The sequence below is a fragment of the Marinobacterium aestuariivivens genome (assembly GCF_042661465.1).
In the GTDB taxonomy this organism is placed as follows: domain Bacteria; phylum Pseudomonadota; class Gammaproteobacteria; order Pseudomonadales; family Balneatricaceae; genus Marinobacterium_A; species Marinobacterium_A aestuariivivens.
On sequence record NZ_JBHSWE010000001.1, the window covers coordinates 41226 to 57171 of the forward strand.

General features: G+C 65.3%; 11 protein-coding genes and 5 pseudogenes. 14 read left to right on the forward strand and 2 right to left on the reverse strand.

The genetic code is table 11. From position 1 onward, the window contains the following. Window positions 1-236 precede the first annotated feature (236 nt). Both paaY and paaN read right to left on the reverse strand, forming a co-directional pair. Entirely contained in the window at window positions 237-830 is a 594-nt protein-coding gene (gene paaY, locus ACFQDL_RS00190) for a phenylacetic acid degradation protein PaaY (RefSeq protein ID WP_379907245.1), read from the reverse strand. A 5-nt stretch (window positions 831-835) separates the two neighbouring features. Continuing rightward, window positions 836-2524, reverse strand: coding sequence for a phenylacetic acid degradation protein PaaN (gene paaN / locus ACFQDL_RS00195; RefSeq protein ID WP_379907246.1), 1689 nt, complete (start codon window positions 2522-2524; stop codon window positions 836-838). Window positions 2525-3032: 508 nt separating this feature from the next. Between paaN and paaF the strand changes: the two are divergent. From paaF to paaZ, 14 genes and pseudogenes are all read left to right on the forward strand, one after another. Next, a pseudogene (gene paaF, locus ACFQDL_RS00200) lies at window positions 3033-3804 on the forward strand (2,3-dehydroadipyl-CoA hydratase PaaF). Between the two features lie 116 nt (window positions 3805-3920). Continuing rightward, window positions 3921-4711, forward strand: a pseudogene (paaG, locus tag ACFQDL_RS00205) (2-(1,2-epoxy-1,2-dihydrophenyl)acetyl-CoA isomerase PaaG). 69 nt (window positions 4712-4780) lie between these two features. Continuing rightward, window positions 4781-5509 (forward strand): annotated as a pseudogene (locus ACFQDL_RS00210) (3-hydroxyacyl-CoA dehydrogenase NAD-binding domain-containing protein); the annotation flags it as partial. Between the two features lie 136 nt (window positions 5510-5645). Further along, entirely contained in the window at window positions 5646-6254 is a 609-nt protein-coding gene (locus tag ACFQDL_RS00215) for a 3-hydroxyacyl-CoA dehydrogenase family protein (protein WP_379907247.1), read from the forward strand. 116 nt (window positions 6255-6370) lie between these two features. Further along, a complete protein-coding gene (paaI, locus tag ACFQDL_RS00220) occupies window positions 6371-6715 on the forward strand; it encodes a hydroxyphenylacetyl-CoA thioesterase PaaI (protein WP_379912782.1) in 345 nt (114 codons plus the stop codon). Then, window positions 6712-6852, forward strand: coding sequence for a hypothetical protein (locus ACFQDL_RS00225; RefSeq protein WP_379907248.1), 141 nt, complete (start codon window positions 6712-6714; stop codon window positions 6850-6852). The genes paaI and ACFQDL_RS00225 overlap by 4 nt, the downstream gene beginning before the upstream one ends. After that, a pseudogene (pcaF, locus tag ACFQDL_RS00230) lies at window positions 6849-8059 on the forward strand (3-oxoadipyl-CoA thiolase). The gene ACFQDL_RS00225 and the pseudogene pcaF overlap by 4 nt, the downstream one beginning before the upstream one ends. A 90-nt stretch (window positions 8060-8149) precedes the next feature. Continuing rightward, on the forward strand, window positions 8150-9469 hold the full coding sequence (gene paaK, locus ACFQDL_RS00235; protein WP_379907249.1) for a phenylacetate--CoA ligase PaaK: 1320 nt from the start codon (window positions 8150-8152) through the stop codon (window positions 9467-9469). Window positions 9470-9907: 438 nt separating this feature from the next. After that, window positions 9908-10897, forward strand: coding sequence for a 1,2-phenylacetyl-CoA epoxidase subunit PaaA (gene paaA, locus ACFQDL_RS00240; RefSeq protein ID WP_379907250.1), 990 nt, complete (start codon window positions 9908-9910; stop codon window positions 10895-10897). Between the two features lie 16 nt (window positions 10898-10913). Further along, the gene (gene paaB, locus ACFQDL_RS00245) at window positions 10914-11195 is read left to right on the forward strand and encodes a 1,2-phenylacetyl-CoA epoxidase subunit PaaB (protein ID WP_379907252.1); all 282 of its coding nucleotides are present in this window, start codon (window positions 10914-10916) and stop codon (window positions 11193-11195) included. 12 nt (window positions 11196-11207) lie between these two features. Continuing rightward, a complete protein-coding gene (paaC, locus tag ACFQDL_RS00250; protein ID WP_379907253.1) occupies window positions 11208-11969 on the forward strand; it encodes a 1,2-phenylacetyl-CoA epoxidase subunit PaaC in 762 nt (253 codons plus the stop codon). Window positions 11970-12093: 124 nt separating this feature from the next. Continuing rightward, entirely contained in the window at window positions 12094-12537 is a 444-nt protein-coding gene (paaD, locus tag ACFQDL_RS00255) for a 1,2-phenylacetyl-CoA epoxidase subunit PaaD (RefSeq protein ID WP_379907255.1), read from the forward strand. A 151-nt stretch (window positions 12538-12688) separates the two neighbouring features. Beyond that, on the forward strand, window positions 12689-13762 hold the full coding sequence (paaE, locus tag ACFQDL_RS00260; RefSeq protein ID WP_379907256.1) for a 1,2-phenylacetyl-CoA epoxidase subunit PaaE: 1074 nt from the start codon (window positions 12689-12691) through the stop codon (window positions 13760-13762). 15 nt (window positions 13763-13777) lie between these two features. Continuing rightward, window positions 13778-15822: pseudogene (gene paaZ / locus ACFQDL_RS00265) on the forward strand (phenylacetic acid degradation bifunctional protein PaaZ). Window positions 15823-15946 lie beyond the last annotated feature (124 nt).

Below are 15946 nucleotides of genomic sequence, written 5' to 3' on the forward strand. Positions count from 1 at the left end.
CCCGCGCAGCTGCCGCCCAGGGCCCCATGATGGGTTCCCTGACAACAGCTCCTGCGTTTTCAGGATTTCCGCGGGGCGGCCATCCGCCGTCCCTGGCGGTTGCGCCGCCCCAAGCGCAGTGCCATCTGATCAGAACGCACTCAGGCGGCTTCACTATCCTGCGCACTTACGCTTTACGCTTCACCAGCATCCCACATTTCTTCCGGAAATTCACGAATGCTCGAGCAGCTCGGAGTTCAGGACCTGTACTTGGGCACCACCTCGCTGCCGCCCATTCTCGGCCGGTCCGGCTCGACCTCGGTCAGCGCCTCGCATGGCTCGAGAGACGCCTGGCAGCGGCGGGTCAGCAGCTGATATTCGGCGGTCCCCTGCGACTTCCAGCGCACCTCGTCGTCGCTCAGGGTCCGCAGCACCTTGGCCGGCGAGCCCACCAGCATCGACCGGGGCGGGCATTCGAATCCGGCCTTGACGAAGGCGTTGGCCGCGACGATCGATTCCGCACCGATTTGGGCGCCGTCCATCACCACCGCATTCATGCCGACCAGGGCATTGCGGCCGATGCGGCAGCCGTGCAGGATGGCGCCGTGGCCGATATGGCCATCGACCTCGACCACGGTATCAGTATCGGGAAAGCCGTGCATGACGCAGTTGTCCTGGACGTTCGAACCTTCTTCCAGCACCAGCCGGCCGAAATCGCCGCGCAGGCTGGCGTTGGGTCCGACATAGCAGCCGGGGCCGACGATGACGTCGCCGATCAGCACCGCGGTCGGGTGCACGTAGGCGCTGGGATCGACCACCGGGGTCAAACCGTCGATTCTGTAGATCGGCATGATGTTCAGCCCTCCTGCGTTACGGGAACATCGCGGCGGTTCTGTACCACCAGGAAGCGCCGGCTGACGAAGGCGGCATCGGTCAGGCTGGCATTGGCCGCCGGATTGCCGCCGGTGGCGTGGAAATCGCTGAAAGCCGCCGACTGATTGACGAGGATACCGCCGCCGAGGTTGCATGACAGCGCCACCTTGACGTCCAGCGCCAGCGCCTCCGCCCTCTCCAGCACGGCATCACGGATGGAATAGACGCCGAGCGTGATGGCGCCCCTGTCACCGATCACCCGGCGCGCCAGCTCGAAGCTATGGTCGGTGCTGTCGGTGGCAATCAGGAAGCTGATCGGGCCGAAACGCTCCTCGCCGTAGACGTCGATATCGGCACCCTCGACCTTCAGCAGCAGCGGCGTGCGGATACGGGCATTCGGAAAATCGGGGTGCTCGAGCGCCCGGCTTTCCAGCACCACTTCCCCGAGTCCGCCGCAGGCGTCGATACGCGCCAGGGTGTCGCGACTCTGGATGGCGCCCAGGACATTGACCGCGACCTCAGTATTGGCAGTGAATTTGGCGATGCCGGCGGCCAGCGCCTCGGCCACTTCGTCGAAGCTCAGGTGACCGTCGGCGGTTTCGATGCCGTCGCGCGGAATATAGATCGCCTGCGGCGTCGTACACATCTGGCCGGAATACAGGCTCAGCGAAGTGGTCAGATTGCGCACCACCGGCTTGAGACTTTCGACACTGTCGATGATGACGGTGTTGACCCCGGCCTTTTCGGTAAAGACTTCGGCCTGGCGGCAGTTGTCTTCGAGCCAGTTGCCGAAGGCGCTGGAACCGGTGAAGTCGATCAACCTGACGGCAGGATGCTGCGCCAGCTTCCTGGTGACCGGCGCGGCCTGGCTGTCCGGCACCATCGACACCAGGCTCGGGTCGAAACCGGCTTCGGCCAGCACCTGCTGGGCCACCTGCACGCTGATGGCGACCGGCAGCACGGCCCCCGGGTGCGGCTTGACGATCACCGGGTTGCCGGTCACCAGGCTTGCAAAGAGGCCCGGGTAGGTATTCCAGGTCGGGAAGGTGGCGCAGGCCACGACCAGGCCGATGCCGCGCGGCACGATGTGGAAACGCTTTTCCTGCGCCAGCGGCGGATTCTTGCCCTGCGGCTTGACCCACAGCGCGCGCTGCGGCACCTCCTTCATTGCGCTCCAGGCGCGGGCCACGGCTTCGAGGCCGCGGTCCTGGGCATGGGGGCCGCCGGCCTGGAACGCCATCACGAACCCCTGGCCGGTGGTATGCATGACTGCATGGGCCATTTCGAAACTGCGCTTGTTGAGACGATCCAGGATCTCCAGGCAGATACCGGCCCGGATATCGGGGCCTGCATCGCGCCAGACCGACATCGCGCCCTGCATGCGGGCGACCAGGGCTTCGGTGTCGGGTTGCGCATAACGCACCCCGAGCGCGATGCCGTAGGGCGACGCCTCTTCACCGACTTCCGCCGTAACCTCGGCACATGCCAGCTCGAAGGGCTTGCCCAGGTAGCTTTCGAAACGTGCGCGCCCCTCGGCACTGGCGTTTTCACCGTAGAGACGGCCGCTGGGCGCCTCCGGATAGGGGGACCAGAATTCGCGGCTGCGATTGGCGGCGACCGCCTGTTGCAAGGTATTCGAATGGGCGTCGAAGAACGCCTGGGCCTTTGACATAAACCGGTCTCCTGATGCTGGCGCGGGATGCCGTCGGTGGCGGAACTGCCTGCTGTTTGCTGTGTGCAGTTCAGGGGCGGCGTACGCGCCCCCGGGGCCAGCGCCTGCCACTCGACCTGCCATTGTTCAAGCCCAGATGCTAGTTACACGGAATTTCATTGTCAAATATCAATAAAGTAACACTTGGTTCCCATTCGGTTCCGATCGACTTGCCGGGACCCGCCTCCCGACCCTTAAACACACCGGCCAGAACACATAAATATCTCTATTTATCAATAAATTAAAATGCATCACCTGATGCATGGCGTTCACATGACACCTCCCTCACCCTGTCAGCAACCACCACCGAAGCGGTCCGGCATCATGAACAAAAACCAACAAAGAGACACGTATATTTACTTTTTATCTATTTATTTGTATCCCTTTTGGCGTTATCTTGACTTTAGTCAATAACAGCCGCGCTGTCGCACCGGCGACGGGCGGCCCGACCAGGTAAATGGAAAGCGCCATGCCGAACTATCTGCTGACCGAAACGCCCGACGAGGGCGTGCTGCTGATCAGACTGAATCGCCCCGACGCCCTCAATGCCCTCAACACGGCCCTGCTCGAGGAGCTGGCCGCCCTGCTCGACGTCGCCGCCGGCGATGAAGGAGTGCGGGCCGTGGTCATCACCGGTAACGAACGCGCCTTCGCCGCCGGTGCGGACGTTCGCGAAATGGCCGGGCTCGATGCCGTCGGCGTGATGCAGGATCCCCGCCCCCGCCACTGGGCCCGCATAGCCGCCTTTGCGAAACCGCTGATCGCCGCGGTGAACGGTTACTGCCTGGGCGGCGGCTGCGAGCTGATGATGCACGCCGATATCGTGGTCGCGTCCCGCGATGCCCAGTTCGGCCAGCCCGAGATCAACCTCGGCATCATCCCGGCGCCGGCGGCACCCAGCGTCTGATCCGCGCCGTCGGCAAGGCCCTGGCCTCGCAGATGGTGATGACCGGCCAGCCGATCGGTGCCGAACGGGCGCTGCAGGCGGGCCTGGTCTCGGAGCTGACGCAGCCGGAGCTCTGCCTCGAACGCGCGCGGGAAATCGCCCGCCGCATCGCACGCCGGCGCCGCTGGCGATGCAGCAGGCCAAGGACGTGTTGAACCGCGCCCAGGAATCGCACCTTGCCGAAGGCCTCGCTTACGAACGCAAGGCGTTCACGCTGCTGGCGGCCACCGAGGATCGCAACGAGGGCATCCGTGCCTTTATCGAAAAGAGGAGCCCGCGCTATCGCGGCTGCTGACCCCTTTCCATTCGGAGGAACGCAATGAGGGCATTCGCGCCTTTATCGCAAAGCGAAGCCCGCACTATAGCGGCCGCTGAGCCCCTTTATTGCATCAGATGCAGGAGTCCCCTTTGATGAGCTATCAGCATATCGAGTACCGCGTCGACCAGGGCGTGGCCGTCCTGACCTTCGACCGTCCGGCCAGCCTCAACAGCTTCAACGCCGAAATGCACGCCGAGGTACGCGACGCCCTGAAAAGCGCGCGCCGGGATCCGGCGGTGCGCTGCCTGATGATCACCGGCAACGGCCGCGGTTTCTGCGCCGGCCAGGACCTGTCCGACCGCAACGTCGCCCCCGGCGCCGAACGTCCGGACCTCGGCCGCTCGATCGAGCAGAACTACAACCCGCTGATCCGCTCGCTGCGCGACTTCCCGGCCCCGGTGATCTGTGCCGTCAACGGCGTGGCCGCGGGCGCCGGCGCCAACATCGCCCTGGCCTGCGACATCGTCTTCGCCGCCCGCTCCGCCAGTTTCATCCAGGCGTTCTGCAGGATCGGCCTGGTGCCGGATTCCGGCGGCACCTGGATACTGCCGCGCCTGGTCGGTGACGCCCGCGCCCGGGCCCTGTCGCTGCTGGGCGAGAAGGTCGGCGCCGAACAGGCCGAGCGCTGGGGCATGATCTGGTCCTGCGTCGACGACGAGGCGCTGCAGGACACCGCCCTGGCCTGCGCCCGCCAGCTGGCGGCCCAGCCGACCAGGGGCTTTCGCTGATCAAGCGCGCGCTCAATGCCAGCAGCACCAACAGCCTCGACCAGCAGCTGGATCTTGAACGCGATCTCCAGACCCTGGCCGGCCGCACCGACGACTACCGCGAAGGCGTCGCCGCCTTCTTGGAGAAGCGTCAGCCCAGCTTCACCGGCAACTGAGGACCGAGGGAATCACCGATGACCGCATTACATAAAGACGTCACCGTCGCCGTGATCGGCGCCGGCGCCATGGGCGCCGGCATCGCCCAGGTCGCCGCCGCTTATGGCCACCCGGTCCTGCTGTTCGACAATGCACCGGGAGCCGCCGAGAAAGGCATCGCCGGCGTCGCCGCCGGCCTCGACAAGCTGGTGTCCCGCGGCAAGATGGATCCGGCGACCCGCGACGCCATCATCGGCCGCCTGACGCCGGTCGCGCAGCTGGAAGCGCTGGCGCCGGCCAGGCTCGTCATCGAGGCGATCGTCGAGAACCGCGAGATCAAGCAGCAGGTCTTCGCCCGCCTCGAGGCGATCTGCGCCGACGACTGCATTCTCGCCAGCAACACCTCGTCGATCTCGATCACCTCGCTGGCCACCGCCCTCGAACGACCGCAGAACTTCGCCGGCCTGCACTTCTTCAACCCGGCACCGGTGATGAAGCTGGTCGAGGTCGTTTCCGGCCTGGACACGGACCCGGCGGTCGCCGCCTGCCTGCATGCCACCGCGACGGCCTGGGGCAAGCAGGCGGTGCATGCCAGGTCGACGCCGGGCTTCATCGTCAACCGCCTGGCCCGCCCCTTCTACGCCGAGGGCCTGCGACTGCTCGAGGAAGGTGCCGCCGATGCCGCGACGCTGGACGCCCTGCTGCGCGAGGCCGGCGGCTTCAGGATGGGCCCCTTCGAGCTGATGGACCTGATCGGCCATGACGTCAACTATGCCGTGACCCGCTCGGTGTTTGACGCCTACTACGGCGACAAGCGCTTCCTGCCGTCCCTGACCCAGCAGGCGCTGGTCGAGGGCGGACGCCCTGGGCCGCAAGAGCGGTCGCGGCTTTTACGACTACGGCGACGAGGCCCTGCGCGCGGAACCGGCGAGCCTCTCGGCCGACGCCGCGGCCGTGCCGGCGAGCATCGTCGTCGAGGGCAGCCTCGGCGTCGCCGACGCCCTGGTCAAGCGGCTGCGCGGCGCCGGTATCGAGATCGTCGAGCGCGACGGTCCGGGCCGTATCCGTGTCGGCGACAGCGTGCTTTGCCTGAGCGACGGCCGCATGGCCAGCGAGCGCGCCGCTGCCGAGGGCATCCGCAACCTGGTGTTGTTCGACCTGGCGCTGGACTATGGCCGCTGCAGCCGGCTGGCCGTGGCGGTCGCCGACCAGGCCGACAACCAGGCCCTGGCACCGGTGGTCGCGCTGTTCAACGCCGTCGGTATCCAGGTCTCCCGTCTCGACGACCTGCCGGGCCTGGCGGTGCTGCGCACCGTCGCGATGCTCGCCAACGAAGCCAGCGATGCGGTGCTGCAGGGCGTCTGCAGCGCCGCCGATGCCGACACAGCCATGCGTTACGGCGTCAACTATCCCTGCGGGCCTCTGGCCTGGGCCGAACAGATCGGCCTTGCCGCGGTACACCGTATTCTCGGCCACCTGCAGCAGAGCTACGGCGACGACCGTTACCGCCCATCGCTGCTGCTGCGCCACAAAGCCTTTTCCGGAGCCACCTTCCATGACTGATCCGAATCCGCAACAGCTGGCCGAAGCCTGCGCCGAGGCCATGTACGCCAGGACACCGCCACCCGGGCCCTGGACATGAAGATTCTCGAGGTGTCGCCGGCAGGGCCGTGCTGTCGATGCCGGTCGCCGAGGCGATGATCCAGGGTCACGACAGCTGTCACGGCGGCTATATCTTCACCCTGGCGGACTCGGCCTTCGCCTTCGCCTGCAACACCTATAACGCCATTACCGTCGGCGCCGGCTGCACCATCGACTACCTGGCGCCGGCCAAGCTCGGCGACCTGCTGACCGCCCGCGCCCAGGAGCGCTCGCGCAGCGGCCGCACCGGCGTCTACGACGTCAGCATCGAGAACCAGCACGGCACCACCGTCGCCCTGTTCCGCGGCCGCTCCCACCAGGTCCGCGGCACCCTGCTGCCCGAACAACCCGCCGAATCCACCACAACGGAGGCCTCCGCATGAACGAAGCTCTGATCATCGACGCGATCCGTACGCCGCATTCCGGGATCGCCAGATATGCCGGCACCCTGGCCGGCATTTGCGCCGACCACCGCGGCACTCCGCTACTCGAAACGACTGCAACGGAGGCCTCCGCATGAACGAAGCTCTGATCATCGACGCGATCCGCACGCCAATCGGCAGATACGCCGGCACCCTGGCCGGCGTACGTGCCGACGACCTCGGCGCGGTGCCGCTGAAGGCGCTGATGGAACGCAATGCCGGCATCGACTGGTCGACGGTCGATGACGTCATCTACGGCTGCGCCAACCAGGCCGGCGAGGACAACCGCAACGTCGCGCGCATGTCGTCGCTGCTGGCGGGCCTGCCGGTCAGCGTGCCCGGCACCACGGTCAACCGTCTCTGCGGCTCCGGCATGGACGCGGTCGGCCTCGCCGCCCGCACCCTGAAGGCCGGCGAAGCCAACCTGATGATCGCCGGCGGCGTCGAGTCGATGTCCCGCGCGCCTTTCGTCATGGGCAAGGCCGAAACCGCCTTCAGCCGCAGCGCGGAGATCTTCGACACCACCATCGGCTGGCGCTTCGTCAACAAACTGATGAAGCAGCAGTTCGGCGTCGACTCGATGCCGGAAACCGCCGAGAACGTCGCCGCCGACTTCGCCATCTCCCGCGAGGACCAGGACGCCTTTGCGCTGCGCAGCCAGCAGCGCACCGCCGCGGCGATCGAATCGGGACGCCTGGCACGCGAGATCGTGCCGGTCAGCATCCCGCAGCGCAGGGCGAGCCGGTGCTGTTCGACACCGACGAGCACCCGCGCGCCGGCACCACCCTGGAAGGGCTGGCGAAACTGCCGACGCCGTTCCGCGCAGGCGGCAGCGTCACCGCCGGCAACGCCTCGGGCGTCAACGACGGCGCCTGCGCCCTGCTGCTGGCGAACCGCGAAACCGCCGAACGCCTCGGCCTCAAGGCCCGCGGCCGCGTCGTCGGCATGGCCACCGCCGGCGTCGAGCCGCGTATCATGGGCTTCGGACCGGCGCCGGCGGTGCGCAAGGTACTGGCGCAGACCGGACTGACTCTCGCCGATATGGATGTCATCGAGCTGAACGAAGCTTTTGCCGCCCAGGCCCTGGCGGTGCTGCGCGATCTGGGCCTGTCCGACGATGCCGGGCACGTGAACCCCAACGGCGGCGCCATTGCCCTCGGCCACCCGCTGGGCATGAGCGGCGCGCGTCTGGTCACCACCGCACTGAACGAGCTGGAACTGCGCGGCGGCCGCTACGCCCTCTGCACCATGTGCATCGGCGTCGGCCAGGGCATCGCGATGGTAATAGAGCGAGTTAACAGTTAAGAGTGGGCAGTTAACAGGAAAGGCCCGACGAAACCCTTACTGTTGACTGTCAACTGGCCACTCACAACTAATAATTAAAGAGATTGCACAATGAACATGACGGCCAAGACCATGACCCATCTACTGGAACCGATCGAGACCGCCAGCATCGACGAGCTGCGCCATGTCCAGCTCGAGCGCATGCGCTGGAGCCTGATGCACGCCTACGAGAACGTGCCCTTCTATCGTCAGAGCTTCGATGCCGCCGGCGTCCATCCGCGTGAACTCAACAGCCTCGCGGACCTGGCGAAGTTCCCGTTCACGCTGAAAAGCGACCTGCGCGACAACTACCCGTTCAACATGTTCGCGGTACCGATGCGCGATATCGTGCGGCTGCATGCCTCCAGCGGCACCACCGGCAAGCCGACCGTGGTCGGCTACACCCAGAACGATATCGACACCTGGGCCAACGTCGTCGCCCGCTCGCTGCGGGCCGCCGGCGCCCATGCCGGCGACCTGGTTCACGTCGCCTACGGTTACGGCCTCTTCACCGGCGGCCTCGGCGCCCACTACGGCGCCGAGCGGCTGGGCTGCACCGTCATCCCGATGTCCGGCGGCCAGACCGAAAAGCAGGTCCAGCTGATCCGCGACTTCAACCCGGACGTCATCATGGTGACACCGTCCTACATGCTGAACCTCGCCGACGAGATGGAGCGCCAGGGCATCGATCCCCACAAGCTGAAGCTGCGCCTGGGGGTATTCGGCGCCGAGCCCTGGACCGGCACCATGCGCACCGAGCTCGAGAACCGGCTCGGCATCGATGCGATGGACATCTACGGCCTGTCCGAAGTCATGGGACCAGGCGTCGGCATGGAGTGCCGCGAATCCAAGGACGGCCCGACCCTCTGGGAGGATCTCTTCTATCCGGAGATCATCGACCCGGCGACCGGCGAGGTGTTGCCGGACGGCGAATACGGCGAGCTGGTGTTCACCTCCCTGACCAAGGAGGCACTGCCGATCATTCGCTACCGCACCCGCGACCTGACCCGCCTGCTGCCGGGTACGGCCCGGCCGATGCGCCGTATCGACAAGATCACCGGTCGCAGCGACGACATGCTGATCATTCGCGGCGTCAACGTCTTCCCGACCCAGATCGAGGAGCAGATCCTCCGCGTCGCCGAACTCTCGGCCCACTACGAGATCGTCGTCAGCCGCGACGGCAACCTCGACCAGGTGGAGGTAAAGGTCGAGCTCAAGCCCGACGCCGCTGGCATCGGCGAAGACGGTACCGCACGCGTGGTGAAGGAGCTCTCGCACCACATCAAGTCCTATATCGGCATCAGCACCCGCATCAGCGTCAATGCGCCGGGCACCCTCGCCCGCTCCGAGGGCAAGGCCAGGCACGTGACCGATCTGCGTCGAAAGCCGTGACGGGTCAGGCGTTGGGCGTTAGGCGTTAGGCGTTAGGCGTCGCGCCTCGAACAACGGACCTCATCACCATTGGCCGGATCTTCCGGCCTTTTTTCGGTTCATCGCGCTTTAGCGGGAAGAAGGCATCATTCGTAGGATGGGTGGAGCCGCAATGGCACTCCGCTGTCGGTTGGCAGCGCAGGTGGCGCGGCGCAACCCATCAATGACTCCAGCTTCCGCGGCGCTGACTTGACACCCCAAGATGGGTTACACGACGCCCTGGCCGCGTCGGAATCGGCTATCCCTTGTCCCCGCGTCGTTTCACCCATCCTACGATTCTCACCACTCACAGACAAATGACACGTCAAAATTGCTTTACATCAACTTTCTGTGTCATATAATCCTAAGTATCCGACAGCGACGGAGCACCTTCGCCCGCCACGAACCACAGGAGCCGCCATGTACGCCCAACTCGTAGATACCGGTGTCAAGCGCGTCAAGCGCCTCGAGGAGATGTCGCCCGAAGAGCGCGCCTTCCAGGAAAAGATCGATGCCGACATCAAGATCGAACCGAAGAACTGGATGCCGGACGCTTACCGCCGCACCCTGATCCGCCAGATGTCCCAGCATGCGCACTCCGAAATCGTCGGCATGCTGCCGGAGAAGAACTGGCTGACCCGGGCGCCGAACTTCAAGCGCAAGCTGCAGCTGCTGGCCAAGATCCAGGACGAGGCGGGCCACGGCCTCTACCTCTACAGCGCCATGGAAACCCTGGGCGCCGACCGCGACGAGGAAGTCGCCAAGCTGCACAGCGGCGAGGTGAAGTACTCCAGCATCTTCAATTACCCGACCCTGAGCTGGGCCGACATGGGCACCGTCGGCTGGCTGGTCGACGGCGCCGCCATCGTTAACCAGGTTGTATTACAAAGAACATCTTACGGTCCGTACTCCCGTGCCATGATTCGCATCTGCAAGGAAGAGAGCTTTCACCAGCGCCAGGGCTACCAGATCCTGCTGCACATGATGCGCGAGGGTACCGAGGAGCAGAAAGCGATGGTGCAGGAGTCGATCAACCGCTTCTGGTGGCCGTCGCTGATGATGTTCGGTCCGCACGACGGCGACTCGCCCAACTCGGCCCAGTCGATGCAGTGGAAGATCAAGCGCATGTCCAACGACGATCTGCGTCAGCGCTTCATCGACCAGACGGTGCCGCAGCTCGAGCTGCTCGGCTGCACTGCCCCGGACCCGGATCTGAAGTGGAACCCCGAACGCGGCCACTACGACTTCGGCGAGATCGACTGGAGCGAGTTCTACGCGGTTCTCAAGGGCAACGGTCCCTGCAACCGCGACCGCCTGCGCACCCGCCGCAACGCGATCGAAAACGGCGCCTGGGTTCGCGAAGCGGCCCGCAAGCATGCCGAAAAACATAACAAGGCCGACGCGGCCTGAGGCAGGAGATTCCAATATGTCCGACTGGACCCTTTTCGAAGTATTCGTACGCAGCAAGCACGGCCTGAACCACAAGCACGTCGGCAGCGTCCACGCCGCCGATGCCGCCATGGCGCTGGAAAACGCCCGCGAGCTCTACACACGCCGCAGCGAAGGCGTAAGCCTTTGGGTCGTCCCCTCAGTACAGATCACCGCCTCCTCGCCTGACGAGAAGGAGCCGCTGTTCGACCCGTCCGACGACAAGGTCTACCGCCATGCGACCTTCTACGACCTGCCCAAAGAAGTCGGCCACATGTAACGGAGGCGGGACATGAATCAGCAACAAGCACTTTTTGAATACCTGCTGCGACTGGGCGACAGCGACCTGATCCTCGCCCAGCGCCTGTGCGAACTGGTCGGCCACGCGCCGGCTCTGGAAGAGGAGATGGCCATCGGCAACGTCGCCCTGGACCTGCTGGGCCAGGCCCGCTCCTGGCTCAAATATGCCGGCGAGGTCGAAGGTGCCGGCCGCGATGCCGATGCCCTGGCCTTCCTGCGCAACGAGCGTGAATACCGCAACCTGCTGATCGTCGAGCAGTCCAACGGCAACTTCGCCGACACCCTGGCGCGCCAGTACCTGTTCGACGCCTGGCACTACTACCTGCTGCAGGCGCTCAGCGCATCCGCCGACGAACGCATTGCGGCCATCGCCGCCAAGGGGCTCAAGGAGGTGACCTATCACCTGCGCCGCTCCAGCGCCTGGGTCAGGCGTCTTGGCGACGGTACCGACGAGAGCCACGCCAAGATGCAGGTCGCGATCGACGAGATCTGGACCTACAGCGGCGAAATGCTGGTCGCCGACGAGGCGGACAAGCTGCTGCAGGCCGCCGGTATCGGCGCCGATCTCGAGCAGGTGAAGCAGCAGTGGCAGGCCCATGTCGCCGCGACCCTGGCCGAAGCGACACTCGAGCAGCCGGCCGAGGACAGCTACATGCAGACCGGCGGCAAGCAGGGCTACCACACCGAACAGCTGGGCTTCCTGCTGGCTGAAATGCAGTACCTGCCGCGGGCCTACCCGGGCGCGTCCTGGTAAACACGAAGACGATCGAGGTGATTCTGGTGGAGCAACGGCAAGCGGACAACCTGATCGCGACGGACCGCCCTGGCCTGCGGGCACGCGCCCGTCGCTGGATGCCGTCTGGCAGCTGCTCGAGCAGGTGCCGGACCCCGAGGTACCGGTGGTCAACGTCGTCGAACTCGGCATCGTGCGAGACCTCTGCTGGCAGGACGACACCCTCGAGGTCTGGGTCACGCCGACCTACTCGGGCTGCCCGGCGACGCATTTTATCGAGGAGGAGATCAGTACCGCCCTGAACCGGGCGGGCCTGACGAATCACCGGCTGAAGCAGCGGCTGGCGCCGGCCTGGACCACCGACTGGATCACCGAGACGGCGCGGGAAAAGCTGCGCGCCTTCGGTATCGCACCGCCCGAGGGCAGTGCCGGCAAGCGCAGCCTGCTCGGCGAGGATCCGGCGGTGACCTGCCCGCAGTGCGGCTCGACGCACACCGAGCGGGTCAGCGAGTTCGGCTCCACCGCCTGTAAGGCGCTGTACCGTTGCCGCGACTGCCTCGAACCCTTCGACTATTTCAAATGCATCTAAGCCGGCTGCCCGGTGTTGGGTTTCGGCCTAGCGGCCTTCACCCAACCTACTTCAATAGCTGGATCGTAGGTTGGGTGGAGCGAAGCGTAACCCAACACCTTTGCGAAGCTCAAAGGGGCAGCGGGTTTGAAATAAAAGAGAGAGAACAATTATGAGCCGTTTTCATCTGCTGGAAGTGGCGGACGTGCGCCAGGAAACCCGCGATGCGATCTCGATCGCGTTCGCGGTTCCGCAGGAGCTGAAGTCCGCGTATCAATACCGCGAAGGCCAGCACCTGGTCCTGCGCAGCCTGATCGATGGCGAGGAGGTACGCCGCTCCTACTCCATCTGTTCGTCGCCTTCGGACGCCGAGTTGCGTATCGCCGTCAAGCGGATATCGGGCGGGCTGTTCTCCAACTATCTCAACGACCAGGCGCGCAAGGGACTGGCGATCGAGGCGATGCCGCCGGCCGGCCATTTCCACGTCGAGCTGGACCCGGCCCGCGCCGGGCGATACCTCGCCGTGGCGGCGGGCAGCGGCATTACGCCGATCTACTCGATCGTCAAGACCACGCTGGAAACCGAGCCGAACAGTGAATTCACCCTGTTTTACGGCAACCGGGCCACCACCAGCACCATCCTGCGAGAGCAGCTCGAGGACCTGAAGAACCGCTTCATGGACAGGTTCAACCTGATCTACATCATGACCCGCGAGCAGCAGGACATCGATCTGTACAACGGCCGCATCGATGGCGACAAGTGCAAGGTGCTATTCGAGCACTGGCTCGATGTGCCCCACCTGACCGCCGCCTTTCTCTGCGGTCCACAAACGATGATCGAAACCGTCAGAGGTCAGCTCGAAGCACACCGGCTCGAACGCTCCCGCATCCATTACGAGCTGTTCGCACCGACAGGCGGCAACCAGGCTCGGCCGCGCCGGGTGCCCGAGAAGACCGGCAGTGTCCAGATGTGCGATATCACAGTGATTGCCGATGGGCGCCAGGTCAGCTTCGAGCTGGCGCGCGATACCGACAACATCCTCGATGCCGGCAATGCCCAGGGCGCCGATCTGCCCTACTCCTGCAAGGCCGGCGTCTGCTCCACCTGCCGTGCCCGCGTCGTCGAGGGCGAGGTGGATATGGACGCCAATTTCGCCCTCGAGGACTACGAAGTGGAGGCCGGCTACGTGCTGTCCTGCCAGTGCTACCCGGTGAGCGACAGGGTCGTCCTCGATTTCGACCACTGAGTGAAAGGTATTGCCATGAAATTGAAAAGTTATATCCACGGCCAGTGGCACGAAGGCAGCGATGCCGGCACCGAGGTGTTCAACGCCGTCAACGGCGAACCGGTTTGCAGCGTCAGCAGCAACGGCATCGACTTCGCCGACGCCGTCCGCCATGCCCGTGAACACGGGGGACCTGCTCTGCGCAGGATGACCTTCCACGAAAGGGCCAATGCGCTGAAGACACTGGCGCAACGGCTGATGGAGAAAAAGGAGGCTTTCTACCGCATCTCCGCCTGGACCGGCGCGACCCGCACGGACAGCTGGATCGACATCGAGGGCGGCATCAGTACCCTCTTCACCTACTCCAGTCTGGTGCGACGCGAACTGCCGAACGAGACGTTCCTCGTCGAGGACGACGCCATCCGGCTGTCCGGCCAAGGTTCCTTCATCGGCCGCCACCTGCTGGTGCCGAAGGAGGGCGTCGCGGTCCACATCAACGCCTTCAACTTCCCCTGCTGGGGCATGCTGGAGAAGATCGCCCCGAGCCTCGCCGCCGGCGTACCGGTGATCGTCAAGCCCGCGACGGCGTCGGCCTATTTGACCGAAGCGATGGTGCGCGAGATCGTCGCCAGCGGCCTGCTGCCGGAAGGTTCGGTCCAGCTGATCTGTGGCGGCGTCGGCAACCTGCTCGACCTGCTCGACGAGCAGGACGTGGTCACCTTCACCGGCTCTGCCGCCACCGGCCGGAAACTGCGCAGCCATCCCAATATCGTCGCGAAGTCGATCCCCTTCACGATGGAAGCCGACTCGCTGAACTGCAGCATCCTCGGCGACAGCGTGGAGCCGGGCTCGGCGGAGTTCGACCTCTATGTGAAGGAAGTCGCGCGGGAGATGACCGTCAAGGCCGGTCAGAAGTGCACCGCCATCCGCCGCGCCATCGTGCCGCGCAACCGCGTCGAGGCGGTCGCCGAGGCACTGAAGGCACGCCTCGACAGGATCACCGTCGGCGACCCGTCGGTCGAGGGCGTGCGCATGGGGCCGCTGGTCGGCCGCAGCCAGGTCGAGGACGTCTGGGGCCGGGTCGCGGAACTTCGCCAGAGCTGCGAGCTGCTGTTTGGCGGCGAGCGTGACTTCCCGGTCCTCGGGGGCAACACCGAAACCGGCGCCTTCTTCCCCGCTACCCTGCTGTATGCGGACCAGCCGCTGCAGAACGAGGCTCCGCACGCGATCGAAGCCTTCGGCCCGGTCTCGACGCTGATGCCCTATGAAGGCATCGATCAGGCCATCGCCATCGCCAAACGGGGCAGGGGCAGCCTGGTCGGCTCGATCGTCACGGCGGACGATCGCGAGGCACGGGACCTGGTGCTCGGCTGCGCGGCCTGGCATGGACGCCTGCTGGTGCTGAACGCCGACTGCGCGAAGGAATCCACCGGCCACGGCTCGCCGCTGCCGACGCTGGTCCACGGCGGTCCGGGCCGCGCCGGCGGCGGCGAGGAACTGGGCGGCCTGCGCGCGGTGAAGCACTATATGCAACGCACGGCAATCCAGGGCCACCCGACCACCCTGACGGCGATCACCCGGGAATTCAACCCGGGCTCCGAGGAGATCACGGATCCGGTACACCCTTTCCGCAAGTACTTCGAGGAGCTGAAGATCGGCGAAACCCTGATCACCCACCGCCGTACCGTCACCGAAGCGGATATCGTCAATTTCGGCTGCCTGTCGGGCGATCATTTCTACGCCCACTTCGACGAACTGGCGGCCAGGGACTCGATGTTCGGCAAGCGCGTCGCCCACGGCTACTTCGTCATTTCGGCGGCCGCCGGCCTGTTCGTCGAGCCCTCCCCGGTCCGGTGCTGGCCAACTACGGCATGGAGAACCTGCGCTTCGTCGAACCGGTCGGTATCGGCGACACGATTCAGGTACGCCTCACCTGCAAGCAGAAGATCAGGAAGGACCGCCGTTCCGAGGATGAGCAACCCAACGGCGTGGTGGTCTGGGACGTCGAGGTCAGAAATCAGCACGACCGGCCGGTCGCGCTGTACAACATCCTGACACTGGTCGCCCGCCGGGAGGATTGACCCGGACCGTTGACAGCGGGCTGTCCTTCTAAACGGGGGACAGGCCCGCCCCCGGAAACGGTTAATCTTCGGTTGGACCTTATCGAGGGATTTGTTCCATAGGGGAAACAATATTGTGAGCGGA